Raw genomic sequence first — 23,821 nt, 5'->3', positions numbered from 1 at the left:
CCAGATTTCTCTTTGGTTCCCAATATTCAGACATATATATAAATCAGATCGAGACCTTTTCAGGTCACATTTTCTTTATCTTCGCGGAAATCCGTGGATTTTCCGTTACCAAGACTGGAGAGTGACATGGCTAAGGCCATCAAGGACGACGGTTTTTTTGAAGGGCAATTGCTGGTTGCCATGCCAACCATGTCGGACCCCCGGTTCAAGAAATCGGTCATTCTTCTGTGCGCCCATTCTCCGGATGGGGCCATGGGGATCGTCCTGAACAAGAATCTTGGTCTGCTGTCCTTCAACGAGTTGCTGGAACAACTTGACATTCCCACTCCGTCTCAGCCATCGGACCAGATCCTCCATTTCGGCGGCCCGGTGGAAACGGAACGCGGGTTCGTTCTGCATTCCACGGATCAACTCCACGACAATTCCATGACGGTCGGAAACGGCATTGCCCTGACCGCCACCATAGACATGTTAAAGCGTGTCGCAGACGGCACCGGCCCGCAGGACAGTTTCCTTGCCCTTGGCTATGCCGGATGGGGGCCCGGCCAACTGGAACAGGAAATTCAGGATAACGGCTGGTTGGTCGTGGATACCGACTATGAGCTGGTTTTCAAGGAAGGCATGGAGACCATGTGGTCTTCCGCGATCGGCAAGCTGGGCTTTGATCCGGGGCTTCTGTCCGGCGATGCCGGCCACGCCTGATCCACGCTTGCCCGCTGACCTCTACCGCCCCTGTCAGTCGTTATCACCTGCGTAATACAAGGGCAAGGGGTCGTCTTTCAGGCAGGCAAATAGCAGATGGTCCCGCCATTCCCCATTAATGCACAGATACTCCCGCGCCCGTCCCTCCCGGATAAAGCCCACCTTTTCCAGCAGCGCGGCGCTGGCGTCGTTCTCAGGCACGCAGGCGGCCTCGACCCGGCGCAGGCCATACTGCCGGAACAAGACCGGTAAAAGCGCGGTCAGCGCATCATACATATATCCCTGCCGCGCATAAGGCAGCCCGGTCCAGTATCCGATGGTCCCCGTTTGCGCCACCCCGCGCCGAATATTACTCAGGGTCACACTGCCAACGATCTGGTCATCCTCATGACGGAAAATGAAAAACGCCTGCCCCATATCGTCACGGGCATCCCGTGCGTACCGGCGCAGGCGGTTTCGAAAACTGGCCTTGGTCAAGGTGTCCGGTGCCCAAACGGGCTCCCACGGGACAAGATGGTTACGGCTGACGGCGCGAACCTCGGCCCACGCCCGCCAGTCAGACAGGCGCGGTGTCCGCAGATATACTTTTCTGGCTGTGACCCGGTATTCTTTTCCGGGAAATGAAAACCGCTCCAGAACCATTCCCAACCCGCCTGCGAGCGCCCCAAGGGGCGAATTTTCAAGATTTATCCGTTAAATCTTGCCGCAAGTCGGTCATAGGTTTCAAGGTTTTTGACAGGCCCAAGGGCCGCAATGGTCGGCACCGCCCCTTCGAACAGGCGCTTGGCAAGGGATACCACCCGCTCCGGTGTTACCCGGTCGATTTCCTCGGTAATCTCCTGCGGGGAGACAATGCGCTCATAGATCAGCATCTGCCGCGCATGAACCTCACACCGTGACGCCGGGCTTTCCTGCCCCATCAGCAGGCCCGCCTTGTTCTGGGCCTTGGCCCGGTCGATCTCGGCAACGCTTACACCTTCGGTAGACTTCAAAAGCTCGTCAATGACAACGTCGCTCAACTCCCGCACCTGATCCCGGCCCGTACCGGCATAAACGGTAAAGAGCCCGGAATCCATGAAGGAAGACGGGAAAGAGAACACCGAATAACAAAGCCCGCGGCGCTCCCGCACTTCCTGAAACAGGCGCGAAGACATGCCCCCGCCCAGCAGGCCGGACAGAATCTGAACCGCATAGAAATCATCATCCAGATAGGAGACTCCCGGAATGGACAGGGCGTAATGCACCTGCTCCAGATCCCGGTCCTCACGATAGTCACCGCCCGTATAGACGGCCCCATCCATGCCTTCCTGTCCAGTGGCTGGCAGTGTCTCGAACAGACGGCTGGCCAATGTCACCATTTCCTGATGATTGACCGCCCCGGAGGCACTCAGGACCATGCTCGGGGCCAGATACCGGTCCCGCATATAGCCTGCGATCACGTCACGGGAAAATCCCCTGACCCGTTCGGTGGTTCCCAGAATAGACCGACCAAGGGCCTGTCCGGGGAAGGCCGTTTCCTGCAGATGGTCGAAAATGATGTCGTCCGGCGTATCGTTGGTCTGCCCGATCTCCTGAACGATCACTTCCTTTTCACGCCGCAATTCTTCTTCATCGAAAGTGGAGTTCTGAAGAATATCCGCCAGAATATCCAGCGCCAGCGGCACATCCTCTTTCAGGACCCGCGCGTAATAGGCTGTCTGGTCCCGGCTGGTATAGGCGTTCAGGTGACCGCCCACGGCCTCGATGGTCTCGGCAATCTGCAAGGCTGTCCGCTTTTCGGTTCCCTTGAACGCCATGTGTTCCAACACATGGGAGATTCCATTCTGTTCAATCGTCTCGTGGCGCGCACCGGTATCAACCCACACGCCAACGGCGGCAGTTTCAAGATGCGGCATGGGGTCGGTGACAACCCGCATGCCATTTTCCAACGTGGTTACCTCAACGGTCATGAAAATCTTTCAAATCAGTTTGTTTCAAGAATGCGTGCATTCTTCACTATATGGGACTTCACGGCTTCCAATTCATTAGGCAATGTGACCATGCGCTCCTCCCGCTCGAAAAGATCCGCCATATGGTCCGGCAGATCAGGGTGGACGCCGGTTGCCTCTTTCACCGCAGCCGGGAACTTGGCCGGATGGGCGGTGGACAGGGTGACCATGGGGGCCTTTTCATCCTTGCGGGCCGTATCCGCCACATGCAGGCCAACGGCCGTATGCGGATCAACCAGCTTGGCGCTGTCCTTCAGGGTTTGGCGAATGGTCTCAAGGGTTGTTTTCTCGTCGCACATTCCGGCCCCGAAGATACAATCGTTCAGGCGGGACAGTTCAACGGCAAATCCCCCCTCGGTATCCAGATCGGCCATCAGTTGTTTAACCTGTGCCCCTTCCCGGCCTTCCAGATCAAACAGGAAGCGTTCGAAGTTGCTGGAAACCTGAATGTCCATGCTCGGGCTGATCGTCGGCTCCACGCTGGCCTTGCGATACTCCCCGGTATTGAAGAAACGGGACAGGATATCGTTGCGGTTGGTTGCCACCAGCAACTGATCGATGGGCAGGCCCATGCGGCTGGCAGCATAACCGGCATACACATCCCCGAAATTGCCACTTGGAACCGAGAAGGAAACCGGCCGGTCCGGTCCGCCAAGGGAGACGGCTGCCGTGAAGTAATACACAATCTGTGCCATGACACGGGCCCAGTTGATGGAGTTCACAGCGGAAACAGCCAGACGGTCCCGGAAATCATGATCATTGAACATGGCCTTGACCATGGCCTGACAGTCATCGAAGTCGCCCTCGACGGCAATATTGTGGACATTGCTGTCCAGCACCGTGGTCATCTGGCGGCGCTGCACTTCTGATACGCGCCCGGCCGGATGCAGGATAAAGATATCCACCGCGTCCCGTCCGCGGCATGCCTCGATCGCGGCCGACCCCGTGTCGCCGGAGGTGGCGCCAACGATGGTGACCTTCTTGCCCTGCTTGCCAAGAAGATGATCATACAGAAGCCCCAGCAACTGCAGGGCCACATCCTTGAAGGCCAGCGTCGGACCGTGATACAGCTCCATCAGGAAATCGTTCGGCCCCAACTGGCTGAGGGGGACTACCGCCTTATGGGCAAAGGTGCCATAGGCCTTCCGGGTCATTTCCCGGAAATCTTCCTTGGAAATACAATCCCCAAGGAACGGTTGCAGGATAACGGCAGCCGCATCCGCATAGGACATTCCCGCCAGCGCACGAATATCGTCCTTTGACATTTGCGGCCAGGTTTCCGGAACATATAGTCCTCCATCCCGGGCCAGACCCGTCAGAACGACTTCCTCAAAGTTCAAAACCGGCGCTTCTCCGCGCGTGCTGACATACCGCAACGCTGTCTCTCCAATTAGATTAAGGGCGGAAGAGGTTAATCACAATGGCAACGCTCTGACAACCCCGGAAACCACAAGAAGACAGCCCGGTTGCGGGATTTTTCCCTATTCCGTCAGATACCGGCGTTTCAGATGGGCCTTGAAGGCCTCCGTCCCGAGCGGCTGGCCCGTTGCCGCCTCAAGTATCTGGTTGGTGGACCTTGAACTGCCGACCTCGTGAACCTTGGTCCGAAGCCAGTCTGTGAGGGCGGTAAATTCCCCGCGCTCCACCTGTTCCGGCAGGGTGCCGATGGCCTGTTCCGCCGCATTGTAGAACTGTGCCGCTGCCAGTGCCCCCATGGTATAGGTCGGGAAATAGCCGATCGCCCCGCCGGGCCAGTGGATATCCTGCAAACAGCCAAGCCGGTCATCCGGCGGTGTTACCCCCAGCAATTCCTTCATGCCGTCATTCCATGCCCCCGGCAACTCGCCAAGCGGCAAATCCCCGGACAACAGGGCCTTTTCCAGACGGTAGCGCAGAATCACATGCAGGGGATATGTCACTTCATCCGCATCGACCCGGATGAAACCGGGTTCCACATGATGATAGAGCCGCATCAGGTTCTCAAATTCCCAATCTGGTCCGGTACCGCCAAACGCCTTTTGCAATTTCGGAATCACGTAGGACAGAAAGGCTGGGCTCCGCGACAGCTGCATTTCCACCAGCAGGGACTGACTTTCATGCAGCGCCATGCCCCGCGCCGCGCCCACCGGTTGGTGGCGCCACTGCCGGGGCAGGTTCTGTTCATACAGGGCATGCCCCGTTTCATGCAGGGTGCCCATCAGGCTTTGGGTAAAATCATCCGCCTCATAGCGGGTCGTCAGGCGCACATCGTCGGGAATGCCGCCTGTAAAGGGATGATGACTTGTATCCAGTCGCCCGCGATTGAAGTCAAAGCCAAGCGCCTTCATCAGGTCAAGCCCAACCGCTTTCTGGGTGTCCTCGGCAAAAGGGCCTCCCGGTCTGGAAAAGCCCGGTCCTGCCGCCTGTTTTTCCAGCACCGCGCTCAAAAACGGGGGCAGGAAAGCCTCAAGATCACGGAACAACCGGTCAATCTCTGCCTCGGTGCATCCCGGCTCATATTCGTCCAGCAGCGCCGCGTAGCAGGAGGTGCCGAATGCCGCCGCCTTTGCCTGACCTCCTTGCCGTGTCAGGGAAATCACTTCCTCCAGACTAGGGCCAAGGGCCGCGAAGTCATTGTCCGCACGGGCACGTCGCCAGATCATTTCACATCGGGATGTGGCTTTTGACAAAGCCTCCACAAGATCGGCATCAAGGGCGGTGGCATGGCGCCACTGACGGCGCATCTCGGCCACATTGGCCTGTTGCCACGCATCCAGTTCTTCCGTTTCCGCCGCATCCAGAAAATCGGCGATGGCGGGATCGACCATCATCTCGTGTCCCATCACGCCAAGAACGGCCAGTTGCTCGGCCCGCTCCTCTGCGCCGCCATCCGGCATGATCACCGCATTGTCCCAGCCCAGCATGGCACTGGCCCCGCCAAGAATGGAACGCTTGCGAAAGCGGGCTTCAAGGGCAGAATACGCGCTCATCAGGCGTCATCCTTCCGGCGGCTGGCGCGGCGCACCCCGTAGAGGCCATAAATAGCCGCCATGGCCATGGCCAGACCGAACCAGGTGATGGCATATTCAATATGATTGTTGGGAACGGACACGCGGGTCTGCCCGCCCTTCGGCCAACCGCCCGGCACCGGGCTGTCATCCAGTTCAACAAAGACAGGCGCGACCTCTAGCCCAAGATGTGCGGCCATCCTGTCCAGTTCACCATACAGCCAGACATTGGTTTCCTCGTTGCTTTCCGGCAGGAAGGACATGCTCTTGAACCACGGCTTGCGAACAATCCCGGAGATGGCTTGCGCCCCCTCGATCAGGCCTTCCTGTCGGGAGGCCGGCTCCTTCAAACCCTCAGGCACCCAGCCCCGATTGACAAGAACCGTCTGGCCTCCATCCTGCCGGACGAAAGGGGTAATGATCTGAAAGCCCTTGCGCCCTTTTTCCGTATGGGCGAACAGGTGAATTTCCCGTGAATGATCGTAAGTTCCCGTCAGGGTCACCCGCCGATAAATCCATGCCTCCACATCCTTGATCGCCTCCGGCAGGACAACCGGGTCTGCGGCCAGTTGCTGCTGCACCCCTTCAAGAAGATCCACCTTCCAGAAATACCGGTTTGCCTGCCAAAGGCTGAGGGCCAGAAGGATAACGATCACCGGAACCGTGATCAGGGTCGGTAGAATTCCGGGGGAGAATTTTTTCATGATGAACTGCTTGCAATCTCTACGGTGACTTTAATGGGAAACTGTACGGTAGTACGGCTGCTTTTAAAAGGGGGGTAACTTGGGGTCCGGTTGGCCGCGCCTGTCGGATTTGCCGAAAAGCCTCCCCCAGAAACAGGACAGGCCTCCCCGGATACCGGGGAAGCCCTTGACCATTTCCCTCTCCCTCAGGATGGGTATTTGCAGGTAACACCCGATACCACCGGGGAAACTGTCCTGTTTATCATCCCTGCCGAAACAGGGAGTGATGGATCAGGCTGCGCCCCACCAGTAAATGGAAGCGAACAGGAACAACCAAACCACATCAACAAAGTGCCAGTACCAGGCGGCTGCCTCGAACCCGAAATGGTGGGTCTGTGTGAAATGCCCCTTCATTGCCCGAACAAGGCAAACCAGAAGGAAGATGGTCCCGATGAAGACGTGCGCCCCGTGGAAGCCCGTTGCCATATAGAAAGTGGACGCATAAATGCCGTCCGTGAAGGCAAAGGTCGCGTGGGTATATTCGTAGACCTGCACGATACTGAACAGAACGCCCAGAAGCACGGTCAGGGTCAGACCCTGAATCAGCCCCTTGCGGTCGCCATGCTGCAAGGCATGGTGCGCCCATGTCACTGTTGTACCAGAAGTCAGCAGGATCAGGGTATTGACGAACGGCAGGTGCCACGGATCAAAGGTTTCAATCCCTTCCGGCGGCCAGACACTGCCGCCCACTTCTGACGGGAAGAACGCCGCAGAGAAATAGGCCCAGAACCAAGCCACGAAGAACATCACTTCGGAGGCAATGAACATGATCATGCCGTACCGCAGGCCCAACTGGACCACCGGTGTGTGATGCCCCTGATGTTCGCCTTCCTTGACCACATCGCGCCACCAGACAAAGGCTGTATACAGCAACATGATGGAACCGATCACAAAGACGGCAAAGCCCTTGTCGTGCATCCACATCACCGCGCCGATCGCCATGATGAAGGCCGACAGTGACGCCAGAGCCGGCCACGGGCTTGGGTCTACAAGATGGTAATCGTGCTGCTTCGCGTGCGAATCTGCCATTATATACTCCTGCATAATTCCGGGTTGCCCCCGGTTGTCATCATAAAAGACCCCCCTCGGGATCAATTGGTTTTCAAGTTGTCCCCGCCGTCTGTCAGCATCCCTGAAACGGTGGTTTCCTCCTCAGTCTCATCTTTCATCACGAAGAAGGTGTAGGACAATGTAATGGTCTCCACTTCCCTCGCGTTTACATCTTCCGCAATTTCCGGGTCCACAAAGAAGGTTACCGGCATATCCACCCGCTCACCGGGCTTCAGGGTTTGCTCTGTAAAACAGAAGCAATCGATCTTTGTGAAATACTGGCCTACCTTCTGCGGTGTGACGTTGAAGGTGGCCGTGCCCGTGATTTCCTTGTCGGTCGGGTTATAGGCCTCATAAAAGGCCAGTCCCGTCTCGCCGACCTTCAGGGTGACGGACGCCTGAACCGGCTTGAAGTCCCACGGCATCTGGCGGGCGGTATTGGCATCGAACCGGACAGTCATCTGCCGATCCAGCACCACATCCGGCGCCATATCCGCTTCCTGCGTGGTGCCCCCATATCCTGTCACGCGACAGAAAAGATCGTAAAGAGGCACAGAGGCATAGGCCAGCCCCACCATCCCGGCGACGACACCAACCAACCCGATTGCCAGCTTCTTCGATTTCCCCGCCTGATCGGCCATTATCCAGCTCCTCCCGTCATTTTCACCACGGTGATCAGGTAAAACAGAATCACCAGCGCAAACAGAATGCCACCAACGACAAGGTTCCTGTTCTTGTGCTTTTTCTTTTCATCATCATGTGCAGACATAATCAGAAGACCCCCGTGAAGATGCTTTCACCCAACAGGATGGCAAAGATCAGGAACAGATACAGAATGGAATAGGCAAAAAGCTGCTTGGCGCTTTTTTCATCCTTCTTGCGCCAGACTTTCAGCGCACCGAACAGGAAGATGGCACCAAGGATAACCGAGCCGATCCCGTAGAAAATACCGGCATATCCCAGAAAATACGGCATGACCGCAATCGGGAACAGCAACACACTATAGATAACCACCTGACGGCGGGTCGCCTCGCGGCCAGCCACAACAGGCAGCATGGGAACCCCGGCATTGGCGTAGTCAATATCGCGCCACAGCGACAGGGCCCAGAAATGAGGCGGGGTCCACATGAAAATGATGGCGAACAGGACCAGCGATTCAACACTGACATCCCCTGTAACCGCCGCCCAGCCAATCATGGGAGGAAACGCCCCGGACGCGCCGCCAATGACAATATTCTGGGGGGTCCGGCGTTTCAGCCACATTGTATAGATAAAAACATAGAAACCGATTGTGATGGCAAGCAGGGCCGCCGCCACATAGTTGACAGCCAGTCCCATCAACAGAACCGACGCAACGGACAGGCTGACACCAATCCCCAGCGCCTCACCGGCGCCGATCTTGCCTGCCGGGATGGGACGGTTCTTCGTCCGTTCCATCACTTCATCAATATCCGCGTCGTACCACATATTGATGGCACCGGAAGCCCCGGCACCGATCGCGATGCACAGGAGGGCCGTGAAGCCAAGAACCGGGTGCAGGTCCCCAGGCGCAACCGCCATACCGACCAGTCCGGTAAAGACAACAAGCGACATGACCCGCGGCTTCAGCAAGGCGAAATAGTCGCTTGCCCGGGCCGACACGGCCCGGGCTGCTGTTTCATTTATGATACTTGTGTCAGACACAAGAGTCTCCGTTACTTACTTGACAACAGGCAGTTCATTGAACTGGTGGAACGGAGGCGGAGAAGACAGGGTCCACTCCAGTGTCGTTGCACCTTCGCCCCACGGATTGTCCGCAGCGCGCTCACCCCGCATGAAGGCGTGGATAACGGTGATCAGGAAGATCAGAACGCCAAACGCGGAAATGTAAGAGCCGTAGGAAGCAATCGCGTTGAAGCCTGCAAAGGCATCCGGGTAATCCGGAATACGACGCGGCATACCCGCCAGTCCGAGGAAGTGCATCGGGAAGAAGATCAGGTTCACACCGATGAACGTCACAGTGAAGTGGAGCTTGGCAAGGAATTCGGAATAGGTATAGCCGAACATTTTGCCAAACCAGTAATAGAAGCCGGCAAAGATCGCAAACACGGCCCCAAGGCTAAGCACGTAATGGAAGTGGGCAACAACGTAGTAGGTGTCATGCAGGATCACATCCAGACCGCCGTTCGCGAGAACCACACCGGTCACACCGCCAACAGTGAACAGGAAGATAAACCCGAGAGCCCAGACCATCGGCGCCTTGAACTCGATGGAACCGCCCCACATGGTGGCAATCCACGAGAAGATCTTGACGCCTGTCGGCACCGCAATCACCAGTGTTGCACCAAGGAAGTAGGCGCGGGTATCAACGCTCATACCGACCGTATACATGTGGTGAGCCCACACGATGAAGCCGACGCCGCCAATGGCGACCATGGCATAGGCCATGCCGAGATATCCGAACACGGGCTTGCGGCTGAAGGTAGACACGATCTGACTGACAATACCGAAGCCCGGCAGGATCATGATATACACTTCCGGGTGACCGAAGAACCAGAACAGGTGCTGGAACAGGATCGGATCGCCGCCCCCCTCAGGAACGAAGAAGTTGGTGCCGAAGTTACGGTCTGTCAGCAGCATGGTGATGGCACCTGCCAGAACCGGCAGGGACAGCAGCAGCAGGAACGCAGTGACAAGCACGGACCAGACAAACAGCGGCATCTTGTGCATGGTCATGCCCGGGGCACGCATGTTGAAGATGGTCGTAATGAAGTTGATCGCCCCCAGAATGGAGGAGGCACCGGCGATATGCAGGCTGAGGATGGCATAGTCAACGGCCATACCCGGCTGTCCGATGGTAGAGGCAAGCGGCGGATACATGGTCCAGCCACCGCCAACACCGTCCGCACCGGCCGGACCTTCCACGAACATGGAGATCAGCAGCAGGCCAAGGGCCGGCGGCATCAGCCAGAATGAAATGTTGTTCATCCGCGGGAAGGCCATGTCCGGAGCGCCGATCATCAGCGGCACCATCCAGTTACCAAAGCCACCGATAACGGCCGGCATGACCATGAAGAAGACCATGATCAGACCATGACCTGTGACCACAACGTTGAAGAAGTGATAATTGCCGTTCAGGAACTGGTCACCGGGGACCTGAAGTTCTGCACGAATGAAGACGGACAGGGCCCCACCGATAATCCCCGCCACGATGGCGAAGAGAAGGTACATGGTTCCGATGTCCTTGTGGTTGGTCGAATAGACCCAACGCTTCCACCCTTTCGGGGTATGATCGTCGTGAGCGGCTGCTGCACTGTTAGCCATTATTATTGCCTCTCTCTAACCGTTATTGCGCTGCGACGGATGCGTCGGCGACTTTCATCACAGGTGCATCGATCCCGGCATATTTCTTTTTGGCCTCAACAAGCCATTTTGCATATTCTTCCTTGCTGACCGCCTTGACGGCAATCGGCATGAAACCGTGGCGGGCACCGCACAGTTCGGAACACTGTCCGTAGTACATGCCTTCCTTTTCAACACGCATCCAGGTTTCGTTCAAACGACCGGGAACCGCATCCATTTTCACGCCCAGAGCCGGCATGGCCCAAGAGTGAATCACATCCTCGGCAGTGATCAGCAGACGGATATTGGTATCGACCGGCACCACAACCGTGTTGTCCGTGGCAAGCAGGCGGGGTTGGCCCTCTTTCAGTTCGTTGTCTTCAAGCATGACCGCTTCGAAGGCAAGACCGTCCTCGTCCATATACTCGTAACCCCAGTACCACTGGTATCCGATCGCCTTGAGGGTCATGTCAGCCTTTTCGACACGGTCCCCGAAATACAACAGATTGAAGGACGGGATGGCAATCACGACCAGAATCAGGACCGGAACAACCGTCCAGATGATTTCAATGAGTGTATTGTGAGATGTTTTGGAAGGGTTTGGATTGGCTTTTCTGTTGAACCGTACAACAACGTAAACCAGAAGCACCAGCACCAGCACCGTAATTGCCGTGATAATGACCAGCAGCAGTTGGTGAAAGTCGTGCATGTCACGCGCGACAGGTGAAAATGCTTCCTGCAATCCAAGCTGCCACGGGGACGCTTGCCCCTGGGCTGCAACGGCGCTCCCCATTGTCAGCGTGCTTGCTGCGAGTACAGCAAATAGTGCGACAATTTTTCTTACCATAGCCATCATTTTATCCCGTTTTCAATCACTTACATTGCTCAAAAACCTGACAGAACAGGCTTCCTGCAGTTTTATTCTCATTATTGCTTATACCCAGACAATTGATTCAAATCAAAAATGATTCAGATCAATTCGGGGCGAAAACTACACCAACGAAGCGTGATTGAACAAGCTAAAGTAACAAAAACTAACGCCTCGATGCTCCCTGCTTTCCGGCCACCCCTTACATGACAAGCGAATACTTTATTTTTTACAATAGTTTACCGCCAAACACACAAATCGGAAATAGTTAAATATGCGAAAAATCGCACATTTCCCTTGTCAAGTTGTGACATAATGTCGCACTGGGTTACGATCCCGTCCTCTGGTTGCGCATTTCCCCCTGCCGCTTCGCAGCCTCTCGACATTCCGTCCCGGAAGTCACATATTCAGGGTCATGGTTTTAACACTCAAGACACAGCATCAGTTCGGAGCCTATCAGTGACAGATATCAATACCGCCAACAAAATCTTCTTTGAGCCCACGGGAATGGACCGGGAATTGATTACAAAGCAGGTCACCCAGTCTCTGGAAGGGGCCGATGACGGCGAACTGTTTCTGGAATACCGCCAGTCCGAGGGGTTCTCCTTTGATGATGGCCGACTGAAAAGCGCCAGCTTCGACACCACGCAGGGGTTCGGCCTGCGTGCCGTTTCCGGCGAGGCAACCGGGTTTGCCCACGCATCAGAACTGAGCGAGGAAGCCATCAAGCGCGCTTCGGGGACCGTTTCGGCGGTGACGCAGGGGAAATCCGGCGTTCTCGCCCTGCCGCCCGCAGGCGCCAACCGCTCCCTCTATACCGATGAAAATCCGCTGAACGAAATCCCCTTCGATGCCAAGGTCAAGGCACTCGCAGATATCGATGCCTATGCCCGCGCCAGAGACAGCCGGGTGGTTCAGGTCTCCGCGTCACTGGCAGGCTCATGGCAGGCGGTGGAAATCATTCGCAGCGGCGGCGCCCGCAGCGGCGATATCCGCCCCCTCGTCCGGCTGAATGTCTCGGTTGTCGTGGAAAAGAACGGCCGCCGCGAAACCGGCAGCCACGGTATGGGTGCCCGTACCGGATACGGCTTCTATCTGGAGGAAGCCACATGGGAGGGGGCCGTTGATGAAGCCCTGCGGCAAGCCCTCGTCAATCTGGACTCTGTCGAGGCCCCGGCCGGTGAAATGCCGGTTGTTCTGGGCCCCGGCTGGCCCGGCATCATCCTTCATGAAGCCGTCGGTCATGGTCTTGAAGGCGACTTCAACCGCAAGAAAACATCCGTCTTCTCCGGCCTGATCGGGGAGCGGGTCGCCGCCCCCGGCGTCACGGTCGTCGATGACGGAACCCTGCCCGATCGGCGCGGCTCCCTCAGCGTGGATGACGAAGGCACCGCCACTTCCTGCACCACCCTGATCGAGGATGGCATTCTGGTCGGCTACATGCAGGACCGGCAAAATGCCCGCCTGATGGGTGTGGAGCCCACAGGCAACGGGCGCCGCGAAAGTTTCGCCCACATGCCCATGCCCCGCATGACCAATACCTATATGCTGGGCGGGGACCGGGATCCTGAGGAAATCGTTTCCTCCGTAAAGAAGGGTATCTACACCAGAAACTTCGGCGGTGGTCAGGTCGATATCACCTCCGGGAAGTTCGTCTTCTCCTGCACCGAGGCATATCTGATTGAGGATGGGAAACTGACCGCCCCCGTCAAAGGCGCCACCCTGATCGGCACCGGTAGCGAGGCCCTGAAAAAAGTGACCGCCATCGGCAACGACATGGCCCTTGATACCGGCGTTGGCACCTGCGGCAAGGCCGGACAGAGTGTGCCGGTCGGCGTGGGTCAACCCACCATGCTGCTGGAAGGCCTGACCGTCGGCGGTACCGCAGGATAAGCAAGCGGACAGACAAAAACAAAAGCCCCGGAAAGATTATCGTCTTCCGGGGCTTTTTTTATGGGTGTTTTCTGCCTGTCAGGCGCGATGCGGATCAGTAGGCATATTCCCGGAAGACCGGGTCAACAGAGTGTTCCCATTCGCCGTTATATTTCCGGAGCAGTTCTTCCGCCGGGGTTTCGCCGGTTTCCACGATCACCTTCAGGGCATTCAGGAAGTGAGTCTCGTCCCCGCCAAAACTGTCGAGACGCTTGCGCGCCTTCAGGCCTTCTGTCGCGATCTCCAGCACATCATGAGCCAGATCACGCATCGTGCGTCCATCCGGGGTGCGCGTCGCCAGCGCGGTGGTGATCACACCATCCCGCAAGGCCTGACGGTCTTCGGCGGTCCAGTCCTTGACCAGATCCCACGCCGCGTTCAGCGCCGCATCATCATACAGCAAGCCAACCCAAAGCGCCGGCAGGGCACACAGGCGGCGCCACGGCCCGCCATCGGCACCGCGCATTTCAAGGAACCGCTTCATGCGGACTTCCGGGAACAGGGTGGTCAGATGGTTGTCCCAATCGACCATGTTCGGGCGCTCTCCCGGCAGGGCGGGCAGGTTCCCGTCCATGAAATCACGGAAAGACTGACCGGAGGCGTCGATATATTTACCGTCCCGATAGACAAAATACATGGGCACATCAAGCGCATAGTCCACATACTGCTCGAACGAGAAACCATCTTCAAAAACGAAGGGCAGCATCCCGGTCCGATCCGGGTCCGTGTCGGTCCAGATATAACTGCGATGACTGAGATGGCCGTTGGGCTTACCCTCGGTGAAGGGGGAATTGGCAAACAGCGCCGTCGCAACCGGCTGCAAGGCCAGTGACGTCCGGAACTTCTTGATCATGTCCGCTTCAGAACCATAGTCCAGATTGACCTGAACCGTGCAGGAGCGCAGCATCATGTCCAGCCCGTGCTGTCCCCGCGTGGGCATATAGGCCCGCATGATGTCATACCGGCCCTTTGGCATGATGGGGGTTTCTTCCAGTGTCCATTTGGGGCTGAAGCCCAGCCCTAGAAAACCGACGCCGATCTTGTCGCCCACCTCGCGCACCTGCGCCAGATGGGTGTGTACTTCGCTGCAGGTCTGGTGAAGGTTCTCAAGCGCCTCGCCGGAAAGTTCAAGCTGCCCGCCCGGCTCAAGGCTGACCGAATGGCCGTTCATGCTGAGAGCAATAACATTGTCGCCTTCCATCACCGGCTGCCAGCCAAAAGCCTGCAACCCTTCCAGCATGGCCTTGATCCCGCTTGGCCCGCCGTAAGGCAGCGGTTCCAGCGTCTCCAGATTGAAGCCGAACTTTTCATGTTCTGTGCCGATGCGCCATTTTTCGATCGGCTTGCAACCACTTTCGGCGAATTCGACGAGTTGGGTCTTGTTGGCGATTTCTATGGCGTCGCCTTTTGCTGGTCCGGACATACGGTTCCCTTTGCTCAGTCGGGTCGCGACGGTCGCTCACCCATTCGTGTTTTTCCTGAATTAATTGATTGGACCCCGTGCATCAAGTTCAAATCAATTCGTTGGCAGCGGATTGCAGGCAATTCAGTTTTGCATTATTCGCAATAATAAATCAATTCCAGTCGCCACATACCGCTTGAAGCAAAGATAACGAGGCAATAACTGCGGTTTCCGCCCTCAGGATCCGAGGACCAAGGCTGATGGCATGGGCCTGCTCACAGGACTGGATCAATTCCCGCTCCTCATCGGTGAAGCCGCCTTCCGGCCCCACCAGAACCGCCCACTTCTGTGCCCTGCCCTGCCTTTGCAAGACCTCCAGCGCCGAGGCCCCGTCCAGTCGCTCGTGACAGAACAACAACTGCCGATCCGGCTCCAGCGCTTTCAGCATGGTGTCCAGCCTGACCGGTTCCCGCACCTCTGGCACGGTCAATCGTTCTGACTGCTCCGCCGCCTCGATGGCCTGAAGGTATGCCTTGTCCGTGCGAAGACGATCCGCATTGGTGCGCTGGGTCTGGACCGGGACCAGCGCGGACACCCCCAGTTCGGTTGCCTTCTGGACAATCAGGCCGTTCTGGATTTTCTTGACCGGCGCAAACCACAACTGCAAATCCATTGCTTCGGGTTGCGGGCGCAGTTGCTCCTGCACATGGATCAGGACGGTCTGTTTTCTCGCTTCCTGGATTTCCCCCAGCCATTCGCCGTCCCGTCCATTGAACAAAACCACCCGGTCCCCGGCCTGATGCCGCATGACGGTTGCCACGTAATGGGCCTGTGGTTTGTCCAATGCCACACCCAGGTCCTTTTTCAGGTCCTGATCCACGAACAGACGAACGGAAAATTGCTTTTGCGACATGGTCCCTTCCCGATTTTTAGGGGCTACAGGGTCCATATAACCGCAAACGGGCATTGATGTAACCCCACCGTTGGGGTAATCCCTAAGCTTATGAAAAAGACGCCGCACATTCGACAGGACCGGGTTATCGACGATGCCAGTAAAAAGAACTGGGTCGATCTGTATGCACCGGAATTTGTTCAGCCCTATTTGAAGCTGTCCCGTGTGGACAGACCCATCGGCACATGGTTGCTTCTGTATCCGTGCTGGTGGTCTGTGGCACTGGCCGCCCCGGATGGCCACTGGCCCGACTGGGGCCTGTTTGTGCTGTTCGCCATTGGCGCCTTTGTGATGCGCGGGGCCGGATGCACCTTGAACGACATTGCCGACCGGAATTTTGACGGCAAGGTCGAAAGAACCAAGAAACGCCCCCTTCCCAGCGGTCAGGTTTCCCTGAAACAGGCCTTTGCGTGGCTGATTTTCCAATGCCTGATCGGCCTTGTTGTGCTGCTGCAATTCAACAATTTCGCCATTCTTCTGGGGGCCGCCAGCCTGATCCTTGTGGCCATATATCCCTTTGCCAAGCGGTTCACCTATTGGCCGCAGGTTTTCCTTGGTCTGGCCTTCAATTACGGTGCGCTGCTTGGCTGGGCGGCGGTCAAGGGCGACCTTGGCTGGATAGCGGTACTGCTTTACATCGCGGGCATTGCATGGACGCTGGGATATGACACCATTTACGCCCATCAGGACAAGGAAGACGATATCCTGATTGGTGTGAAGTCAACGGCGCTGAAATTTGGGGCCGCCACACGGGACTGGATTTTCGGCTTCTACAGCCTGCTTTTGGTGCTGGTTGTCTTTGTCGGCTGGTCTGTGGGCCTTCATACGGGCTTTTATGTCCTGATGGCCGGGGCGGCAGCCCACCTGTTCTGGCAGATCCAGAAACTGGATATTGATGACGGCGACCGCTGCCTTGCCTTATTCAAGTCCAACAAAAATTTTGGTGCTATCGTGATGTTTGCCATCATCGCCGGCAAGTTTCAAATCCTGACCTGACCGGTTCAGGTCATTACACGGGCGGTTCTGCCGGGGGTGGGACCGTCACCATACACAAAGGGTTGTGTTCATGTCTTATGCGTCCTTGCGAGAGTTTCTGGACCTTCTTGAAAAACAGGACAAACTTGTCCGCGTGACAGAGCCTGTCTCGACCGATCTGGAAATGACAGAAATCCAGACCCGCCTGCTGGCCGAGGACGGCCCGGCCGTGTTGTTCGAGAACCCTGTCAATGAACGGGGCGAGCCTGCAGGCATGCCTGTTCTGGTCAACCTGTTCGGAACGGTGGACCGGGTTGCCATGGGTATGAACCGCAACCCGGCGGAACTTCGCGAGGTGGGCGAGACACTGGCCTTTCTGCGCCAGCCGGAACCGCCGGAAGGCCTGCGCGAGGCCATGGGCATGCTGCCGGTCCTGAAAACGGTTCTGGCCATGAAACCGAAAACCGTGCGCAACGCCCCCTGTCAGGAAGTGGTCCTGACTGGCGATGACATCAATCTGGATGATCTGCCCATCCAGACCTGCTGGCCGGGGGAACCGGCCCCGCTGATTACTTGGCCGCTGGTGGTGACCAAGGGGCCCGGCAAGGGCAAGACGGATGATTTCAATCTGGGTATTTACCGGATGCAGAAGCTGGGCCGCGACAAGACCCTGATGCGGTGGCTGAAACACCGGGGCGGCGCCCAGCATCATCAACGCTGGGGACAGGAAAAAAAGGAACCCCTGCCCGCCGCCGTTGTCATCGGGGCGGACCCCGGCACCATTCTGGCCGCGGTTACCCCGATCCCGGACAACCTGTCCGAATACCAGTTCGCGGGCCTGCTCCGCGGGCAGAAAGTGGAACTGGTCGATTGTAAAACCGTTCCCCTGCAGGTACCGGCCACGGCTGAAATCGTTCTTGAAGGCTATGTCTCCCTTGAAGACTATGGCCCGGAAGGCCCTTACGGTGACCACACCGGCTATTACAATTCCGTCGAGGATTTCCCGGTCTTCACCATCACGGCCATTACCCGCCGCAAGAACCCGATTTACCTTTCCACCTTCACCGGACGCCCGCCGGACGAGCCAAGCGTCCTTGGCGAGGCGCTGAACGAATTGTTCATCCCCCTCATCCAGCAGCAGTTCCCTGAAATCGTTGATTTCTGGCTTCCCCCTGAAGGATGCAGTTACCGGATCGCGGTGATCTCCATGAAGAAGGCCTATGCCGGTCATGCCAAGCGGGTGATGATGGGGGCGTGGTCCTATCTGCGCCAGTTCATGTATACAAAGTTCCTGATTATTGTGGATGATGATATCGACGCCCGCGACTGGAAGGATGTCATGTGGGCCATGTCCACCCGCATGGACCCGGTGCGCGACATCACCATGATCGAGAACACCCCCATCGACTATCTGGATTTTGCCTCGCCGGAATCAGGCCTTGGTGGTAAGGTCGGGCTGGATGCAACCAACAAGTTGCCGCCGGAAACCAAACGGGAATGGGGGGAAAAGATCGAAATGGAGCAGGACGTGATTGATCGTGTCTCCGACATGTGGGACCGCATGGGCCTTCCCGGCACCGGCAAACCGATCTGGAAATAAACGGCGCAATGGACATCATTGCCGATCCGCTTTTTTATTCGATCGCCATTCCGGCCATCCTGATTGTCGGCATTTCCAAGGGTGGATTTGCCGGCTCTCTCGGGATGCTGGGCGTCCCCCTCATGAGCCTTGCCATCCCGCCGGTACAGGCCGCCGCCATTATCCTGCCCATTCTTTGCCTGATGGATATTTTCGGGCTGATTGCCTATCGGCGGCTGGCCCACTGGCGCAACCTCGCCTATCTGTTGCCCGGTGCCATTTTCGGCATTCTGGCAGGCAGCCTGCTGTTCCAGTTCCTGAATGACGATATTATCCGCATCACCGTCGGGGCCATCGCCGTTCTGTTCACGCTCAATCACTGGCTGGTCAGGCGCCATGACACCCGGACGGCGGAACCGAACATGGCCAAGGGTTCCTTTTGGGGCATGATTTCAGGCTTTACCAGTTTTGTCTCCCATGCTGGGGGGCCGCCGCTGCAATTCTACTTGCTGCCGCAGAAAATCGACAAGACACTGTTCGTCGGCACCACCGTCTGGTTCTATCTGGTGGTCAACTATGTCAAGCTGATCCCCTATACAACGCTTGGCCTGTTCTCCCTTGAAAATATCGGAACCTCCCTTGTCCTGCTGCCGCTTGCCCCGCTGGGTATCTGGCTGGGTGTGAAGGCCCACAAGAAAGTATCCGACGCCCTGTTCTTCAAACTCGCCTATTTGCTCCTATTTATTACAGGGGTGAAACTTCTATGGGATGGGCTGACTGCGCTTGTTCTGTAAACTTGTTTCACACAGCCCGCCTCTTCCGTTAAGGTGCGGGGTCACCTAATTTTTCGTCGCCAAGTTTCAGGGTATCATGACCGATTACAGCAAAAACGAACAAAACTCGCTGAACATTCTGGATGAGCTGATCTCAAAGGCCCGCGCCAAAGGGGCGGATGCCGCAGATGCCGTTCGGGTTCAGGGAATCTCAACCGGTATCTCATGGCGTCTTGGCGACGTGGAGGAAGTGGAACGGTCCGAAGCCCATGATCTTGGCCTTCGGGTCCTGTTTGGCAAGAAGCAGGCGTTTGTATCCTCCAACGACACAAAACCGGAACTTCTGGATGAACTGGTGGACCGGGCCGTTTCCATGGCCCGCAACATGCCAGAGGATGATTATTGCGGTTTGGCCGATCCGGCCCTGCTGGCCCGTTCCATCCCCGATCTTGATCTTTATGATCCGCAGGAATTGTCCAACGAAACCCTGATCGACATGGCCCGCACCGCCGAGGAAACGGCCCTGTCCATCGACGGCGTCACCAACTCCGAAGGGTCCAGCGCCTCCTTTGGTCATTCCAGCATTGCACTGGCCACATCGGGCGGGTTTACCGGGGCCTATTCGTCTTCCAACTTTTCCGCCGGGGTGTCCGTCATCGCCGGGGAAGGCACCAAGATGGAGCGGGATCACGATTATGACAGCAAACGGCATTTTGCCGACCTCAGGAATATCGAGGAAATCGGCCGAACCGCCGGAGAGCGCGCCGTCAGCAACCTGAACCCCCGCAAGATGCCAAGTGGCAAGGTTCCTGTGGTCTTCAGTGACCGCGTTTCCAGCAGCCTTCTGGGGCATTTTGCCGGGGCCATTTCCGGGGCCGCTGTTGCCCGTGGGACCAGCTTCCTGAAAGACAGCATGGGCGAGACCATTTTCAATCCGGCGATCAATATCGTGGATGATCCCCATCGTATCCGGGGCGCCGCCTCAAAACCCTTTGACGGGGAAGGCGTCGCCAACGACCGTCTTGACCTTGTGAAGGAGGGTGCCCTGCAATGCTGGATCCTCAATTCCGCCTCGGCCCGGCAGCTTAACCTGACCAGCAATGGCCGTGCGTCACGGGGCACAGCCTCCCCGCCCGGTTCCTCCACCACCAACCTCTATATGGAAGCGGGTGACATCAGCCTTGCCGACATGATCAAGGACATCAAGTCCGGCCTGTATATCACCAGCCTGATCGGGTTTGGCGTCAATGGCGTTACCGGCGATTACAGCCGGGGGGCCTCCGGCTTCTGGATCGAGGATGGCGAGATTGCTTTCCCCGTCTCTGAACTGACGGTCGCAGGCAATCTGAAGGATATGTTCCTGAACCTTACCCCGGCGGATGACCTGACCTTCCGTTTTGGCACCAACGCCCCGTCCTTGCGCATTGACGGCATGATGGTTGCAGGCACGTGACACACCGGTTCAAAGCCGAGCACCGCGAACTGATAAACGCGGTGCAGGAGGCGGGCAAGATTGCCCTTAAATTTTACAAAAGCGACCTGAAAAGCTGGGACAAGAAACCCGGCGACCCGGTCAGTGAAGCCGACCTTGCCATCGACACCTATTTGCGGGAACGTCTTCTGGCATCCCATCCATCCTATGGCTGGCTGTCAGAGGAAACCGCCGATGATCCGGACCGCCTGTCCAAATCAAGGGTCTGGATTGTGGACCCCATTGACGGCACACGGTCGTTCATTGCCGGAAAGCCGGAATTCACCATCGCCGCCGCCCTTGTCGAGGATGGCGTACCGGTTTGCGCCGCAGTCCTGAACCCAGTGACCGGTGAAATGTTTGAGGCATTGCAGGGACACGGGGCGTTCCTGAACCGGGAAAAGCTGATCTGCAGCCCCAAGGCGGACCTTGAAGGGGCTCGTCTTCTGGCCAGCCGTCAGGCGTTTGAATGGCATAACTGGCTTGAGGATGCACCGAGTGCAAAATTCAGCCACATCAATTCCATCGCCTACCGGATTGTGGTTGTGGCCGACCACCAGTATGACGCCTCCCTGTCCCTTTCTGCGAAAAGCGATTGGGACATTGCCGCAGCGGACCTGATCCTGTCGGAAAGCGGCGGTATTTCCACCACCACAAAAGGGGAGCGGCTGATCTACAACAAGAAAAAGCCGCTGCACCGAACCGTCATTTCCAGCGGCAAGGCCCTGCATCCAACCCTGATGGATCTGCTAAAAGACTACAAACCGCGCTGATCCCGCGGCCTAGTCCGGCTTTGCCCCGACCAGAAGCTGCGGATCAAGACGTTCCCCAAACCAGTTGAGACGCCAGTCCAGATGCGGGCCACTTGCCCGGCCGGTGGCACCGATTTCCCCGATCAGGGTTCCCTTCTTCACGAAATCCCCCACCTTCACATGCAATCGTTCAAGGTGGGAATAGACGGACACAAGGCCATGCCCGTGGTCGATCATGATCGTGCCGCCCGTGTAATAAAGGTCCGGCTCCGTCATGCGAACCACCCCATCGGTCGAGGTATAAACAGGCGTTCCCACAGGGGCCGCCACATCCAGCCCGAAATGAGGCCGCTTCGGGATACCGTTCAGGATACGCTGGCTTCCATACACACCGCTGATCCGGCCTTCTGCGGGCCAGTCCCAACCGGACAGGAACCATTCCTGATCCGTATCCATCGCCCTGATCCGGGCAATTTCCGCATTTTCCCGGCGGATGCGATCCAGAAATTTCTGGCTGGGGGTGACTTTCGAAGGCGGAAGCCCATCCACCTTTTCTGTCGCATAGGTCCGCCTTGCGACCTGAAGGGTGCGCTCAAGGACCGGTTGTCCCGGCACCCGTATTTGCAACGCGGCGGTTTCCTTGAAATCCCGACCGAAGCCAACCACAAAATGACCTTCCGGGGAAACCCGGACCGCCTTGCCCTCAAACAGGACCTCCGCATCCGGGGCCGTTTTCCCGAACACCAATCCGCCCTGTACGAAATTCCCCTCCAACGAGAGAGGCCCTGCAACTGCCCCGAACGAGGACAGGATAACCAGAGCTGCCGCCAACACAAACCGCATCATAGCAAGGTCCCCTGTTTTGGTGCCGGTGCCGCAGGGGCAGGATTTGACGGCTTTTTCTTCGCGGTTTTCTGGATTTTTCCGCCTTTCCCAATCACCGCATCCACGGTGCCATCGGCAAAGGTGATATCCACCACCGTTCCCTCAGACACGTTCCCGATCGATGAAATGACCTGCCCATCCTCATTCTGGACAATGCTATACCCCCGGCTCAACACCCGCTTGAAGGAAAGGCTTTCCAACATCCGTGCGGTTGCGCTCAGGCGGCTTCCGGCCCGCTCCTGCCGAATGGTCATGGCCCCGGTCATCCGCCGCTGATATTCATTCAGCCTGTCGCCCTGTATCTGGAAGGTCCGGTCCAGCATCTCCCGCCGGAGACGGGACTGGATGCCAGAGAACCGCTGCTGCTTCAGGACCAGTGAATTGGTCACCGACTGCCGCAGGCGGCTATCCAGATGATCGAGGTGCTGCGTTTTCTCGGCGATCATGGACTGGGGATCCCGCAGGCCCCGCGCCAATCCTGTCAACCGTTCTCGTTTTTCCGTGACCGAGCGGGACAGGCTTCGTTTCTTGCGCCTGTCCAGATCCTCCACATAGGCCAGCAATTCGGACCGGACCGGCACCGCCATTTCCGCCGCCGCCGTTGGGGTCGGGGCCCGCCTGTCAGACGCATAATCGATCAGGGTCGTATCCGTTTCGTGCCCAACGGCTGAAATCAGGGGAATCTGGCTTTCTGCGGCGGCGCGAACCACTTCTTCCTCGTTAAAGGCCCACAAATCCTCAAGGCTTCCGCCGCCCCGCGCCACGATCAACAAATCCGGGCGGGCAATCGGCCCCTCCGGGTCCAGCGCATTAAAGCCCCGGATCGCCGCCGCCACCTGTGCCGCAGCGGTTTCCCCCTGCACCAGTACCGGCCATAACAGAACATGGGTCGGAAAGCGATCCCGCAGCCGGTGTAGGATATCCCGGATCACCGCCCCGGTGGGCGAGGTCACCACCCCGATCACCCGCGGCAGATAGGGCAGCGGCTGTTTCCGCTCCGGCGCGAAAAGGCCTTCTGCGGCCAGTTTGCGCTTGCGTTCCTCCAGCAGCGCCATCAGGGCACCAACCCCGGCGGGTTCCATCGCCTCAATGACAATCTGGTATTTTGATCGGCCGGGATAAGTGGTCAGCTTGCCCGTGCAGATCACCTCAAGACCATCCTCAGGCCGGAAGGTCAGTTTTTGGGCCAGCCCCTTCCACATCACCCCGTCAAGAACGGCCCGCTCATCTTTCAGAGCCAGATAGACATGGCCCGACGCGGCCCGCTTCAGGCCTGAAATCTCTGCCCGCACGCGAACATGCCCGAACTGGTCCTCAACGGTGCGCTTGAGAGCGCCGCTCAATTCTGAAACGGTATATTCGTGGATGTTGGACATCCCCTGGAATGGTGACTCTGACACAACCTGCCTTCATTCTGTTTCTAGCGATCGTTCTGTTTCTA

23 protein-coding genes are annotated in these 23,821 nt (G+C 57.5%); 8 read left to right on the top strand and 15 right to left on the bottom strand.

Translation table 11 applies throughout. The features are described from left to right. Nucleotides 1–126: 126 nt before the first annotated feature. Nucleotides 127–702 carry a YqgE/AlgH family protein gene (locus tag FQB27_RS04540; RefSeq protein WP_169559653.1) on the top strand — a complete coding sequence of 192 codons (576 nt, stop codon included), beginning with the start codon at nucleotides 127–129 and terminating at the stop codon, nucleotides 700–702. 33 nt (nucleotides 703–735) lie between these two features. On the opposite strand, the gene FQB27_RS04535 is transcribed toward FQB27_RS04540, so the two are convergent. The 11 genes from FQB27_RS04535 to coxB all read right to left on the bottom strand — a co-directional run bounded on the left by FQB27_RS04535 (nucleotide 736) and on the right by coxB (nucleotide 11,584). Then, the gene (locus FQB27_RS04535; RefSeq protein ID WP_169559652.1) at nucleotides 736–1,344 is read right to left on the bottom strand and encodes a GNAT family N-acetyltransferase; all 609 of its coding nucleotides are present in this window, start codon (nucleotides 1,342–1,344) and stop codon (nucleotides 736–738) included. A 44-nt stretch (nucleotides 1,345–1,388) separates the two neighbouring features. Next, nucleotides 1,389–2,651, bottom strand: coding sequence for a M16 family metallopeptidase (locus FQB27_RS04530; protein WP_169559651.1), 1,263 nt, complete (start codon nucleotides 2,649–2,651; stop codon nucleotides 1,389–1,391). A gap of 14 nt (nucleotides 2,652–2,665) precedes the next feature. Beyond that, on the bottom strand, nucleotides 2,666–4,066 hold the full coding sequence (thrC, locus tag FQB27_RS04525) for a threonine synthase (RefSeq protein WP_169559650.1): 1,401 nt from the start codon (nucleotides 4,064–4,066) through the stop codon (nucleotides 2,666–2,668). 105 nt (nucleotides 4,067–4,171) lie between these two features. Continuing rightward, nucleotides 4,172–5,659 (bottom strand): carboxypeptidase M32, encoded by a 1,488-nt coding sequence (locus tag FQB27_RS04520; protein WP_169559649.1) that lies wholly within the window; start codon nucleotides 5,657–5,659, stop codon nucleotides 4,172–4,174. Beyond that, nucleotides 5,659–6,381 (bottom strand): SURF1 family protein, encoded by a 723-nt coding sequence (locus tag FQB27_RS04515; protein WP_169559648.1) that lies wholly within the window; start codon nucleotides 6,379–6,381, stop codon nucleotides 5,659–5,661. Before FQB27_RS04515 ends, FQB27_RS04520 begins: the two co-directional genes overlap by 1 nt. Nucleotides 6,382–6,651: 270 nt before the next feature. Next, on the bottom strand, nucleotides 6,652–7,449 hold the full coding sequence (locus FQB27_RS04510) for a cytochrome c oxidase subunit 3 (protein ID WP_169559647.1): 798 nt from the start codon (nucleotides 7,447–7,449) through the stop codon (nucleotides 6,652–6,654). A gap of 62 nt (nucleotides 7,450–7,511) precedes the next feature. Next, the gene (locus tag FQB27_RS04505) at nucleotides 7,512–8,111 is read right to left on the bottom strand and encodes a cytochrome c oxidase assembly protein (RefSeq protein ID WP_169559646.1); all 600 of its coding nucleotides are present in this window, start codon (nucleotides 8,109–8,111) and stop codon (nucleotides 7,512–7,514) included. Continuing rightward, the gene (locus FQB27_RS16785; RefSeq protein WP_277346012.1) at nucleotides 8,111–8,239 is read right to left on the bottom strand and encodes a hypothetical protein; all 129 of its coding nucleotides are present in this window, start codon (nucleotides 8,237–8,239) and stop codon (nucleotides 8,111–8,113) included. The genes FQB27_RS04505 and FQB27_RS16785 overlap by 1 nt, the downstream gene beginning before the upstream one ends. A 2-nt stretch (nucleotides 8,240–8,241) precedes the next feature. Further along, nucleotides 8,242–9,153 (bottom strand): heme o synthase, encoded by a 912-nt coding sequence (locus tag FQB27_RS04500; RefSeq protein WP_169559645.1) that lies wholly within the window; start codon nucleotides 9,151–9,153, stop codon nucleotides 8,242–8,244. A 15-nt stretch (nucleotides 9,154–9,168) separates the two neighbouring features. Next, a complete protein-coding gene (gene ctaD, locus FQB27_RS04495) occupies nucleotides 9,169–10,773 on the bottom strand; it encodes a cytochrome c oxidase subunit I (protein ID WP_169559644.1) in 1,605 nt (534 codons plus the stop codon). A 22-nt stretch (nucleotides 10,774–10,795) separates the two neighbouring features. Continuing rightward, a complete protein-coding gene (gene coxB, locus FQB27_RS04490; RefSeq protein ID WP_420877413.1) occupies nucleotides 10,796–11,584 on the bottom strand; it encodes a cytochrome c oxidase subunit II in 789 nt (262 codons plus the stop codon). Between coxB and FQB27_RS16560 the strand changes: the two genes are divergently transcribed. Continuing rightward, nucleotides 11,499–11,759 (top strand): hypothetical protein, encoded by a 261-nt coding sequence (locus tag FQB27_RS16560; protein WP_206374306.1) that lies wholly within the window; start codon nucleotides 11,499–11,501, stop codon nucleotides 11,757–11,759. The genes coxB and FQB27_RS16560 overlap by 86 nt on opposite strands. A 407-nt stretch (nucleotides 11,760–12,166) precedes the next feature. Continuing rightward, nucleotides 12,167–13,552: a metalloprotease TldD gene (gene tldD / locus FQB27_RS04485; RefSeq protein WP_206374395.1), complete on the top strand. Its 1,386-nt coding sequence runs from the start codon at nucleotides 12,167–12,169 to the stop codon at nucleotides 13,550–13,552. A 94-nt stretch (nucleotides 13,553–13,646) separates the two neighbouring features. On the opposite strand, the gene FQB27_RS04480 is transcribed toward tldD, so the two are convergent. Together FQB27_RS04480 and FQB27_RS04475 are read right to left on the bottom strand one after the other, a co-directional pair. Continuing rightward, on the bottom strand, nucleotides 13,647–15,014 hold the full coding sequence (locus FQB27_RS04480) for a glutamate--cysteine ligase (protein WP_169559641.1): 1,368 nt from the start codon (nucleotides 15,012–15,014) through the stop codon (nucleotides 13,647–13,649). 151 nt (nucleotides 15,015–15,165) lie between these two features. Then, nucleotides 15,166–15,906, bottom strand: coding sequence for a 16S rRNA (uracil(1498)-N(3))-methyltransferase (locus FQB27_RS04475; RefSeq protein ID WP_206374304.1), 741 nt, complete (start codon nucleotides 15,904–15,906; stop codon nucleotides 15,166–15,168). Between the two features lie 90 nt (nucleotides 15,907–15,996). On the opposite strand from FQB27_RS04475, the gene ubiA reads away from it, so the two are divergent. The 5 genes from ubiA (at nucleotide 15,997) to FQB27_RS04450 (ending at nucleotide 21,516) form a co-directional block, all read left to right on the top strand. Further along, a complete protein-coding gene (gene ubiA, locus FQB27_RS04470; RefSeq protein ID WP_169559640.1) occupies nucleotides 15,997–16,941 on the top strand; it encodes a 4-hydroxybenzoate octaprenyltransferase in 945 nt (314 codons plus the stop codon). Nucleotides 16,942–17,011: 70 nt separating this feature from the next. Further along, nucleotides 17,012–18,520, top strand: a complete 1,509-nt coding sequence (locus tag FQB27_RS04465; RefSeq protein WP_169559639.1) for a UbiD family decarboxylase — start codon at nucleotides 17,012–17,014, stop codon at nucleotides 18,518–18,520. 8 nt (nucleotides 18,521–18,528) lie between these two features. Then, nucleotides 18,529–19,293, top strand: a complete 765-nt coding sequence (locus FQB27_RS04460) for a sulfite exporter TauE/SafE family protein (protein ID WP_169559638.1) — start codon at nucleotides 18,529–18,531, stop codon at nucleotides 19,291–19,293. A gap of 76 nt (nucleotides 19,294–19,369) precedes the next feature. Continuing rightward, the gene (locus tag FQB27_RS04455; RefSeq protein ID WP_169559637.1) at nucleotides 19,370–20,725 is read left to right on the top strand and encodes a TldD/PmbA family protein; all 1,356 of its coding nucleotides are present in this window, start codon (nucleotides 19,370–19,372) and stop codon (nucleotides 20,723–20,725) included. Further along, nucleotides 20,722–21,516, top strand: a complete 795-nt coding sequence (locus FQB27_RS04450; protein ID WP_169559636.1) for a 3'(2'),5'-bisphosphate nucleotidase CysQ — start codon at nucleotides 20,722–20,724, stop codon at nucleotides 21,514–21,516. Before FQB27_RS04455 ends, FQB27_RS04450 begins: the two co-directional genes overlap by 4 nt. A gap of 9 nt (nucleotides 21,517–21,525) precedes the next feature. Here FQB27_RS04450 and FQB27_RS04445 read toward each other — a convergent pair whose 3' ends face one another. Both FQB27_RS04445 and xseA read right to left on the bottom strand, forming a co-directional pair. Beyond that, a complete protein-coding gene (locus FQB27_RS04445) occupies nucleotides 21,526–22,341 on the bottom strand; it encodes a M23 family metallopeptidase (RefSeq protein WP_206374302.1) in 816 nt (271 codons plus the stop codon). After that, a complete protein-coding gene (gene xseA / locus FQB27_RS04440) occupies nucleotides 22,338–23,756 on the bottom strand; it encodes an exodeoxyribonuclease VII large subunit (RefSeq protein WP_169560070.1) in 1,419 nt (472 codons plus the stop codon). Before xseA ends, FQB27_RS04445 begins: the two co-directional genes overlap by 4 nt. Nucleotides 23,757–23,821: the final 65 nt, after the last annotated feature.

Origin of the sequence: Sneathiella chinensis (assembly GCF_012720115.1) — a bacterium.
Taxonomy (GTDB): Bacteria; Pseudomonadota; Alphaproteobacteria; order Sneathiellales; family Sneathiellaceae; genus Sneathiella; species Sneathiella chinensis.
Note: the sequence above shows the minus strand (reverse complement) of the source record. Positions and strands in the feature narration are given on the sequence as shown.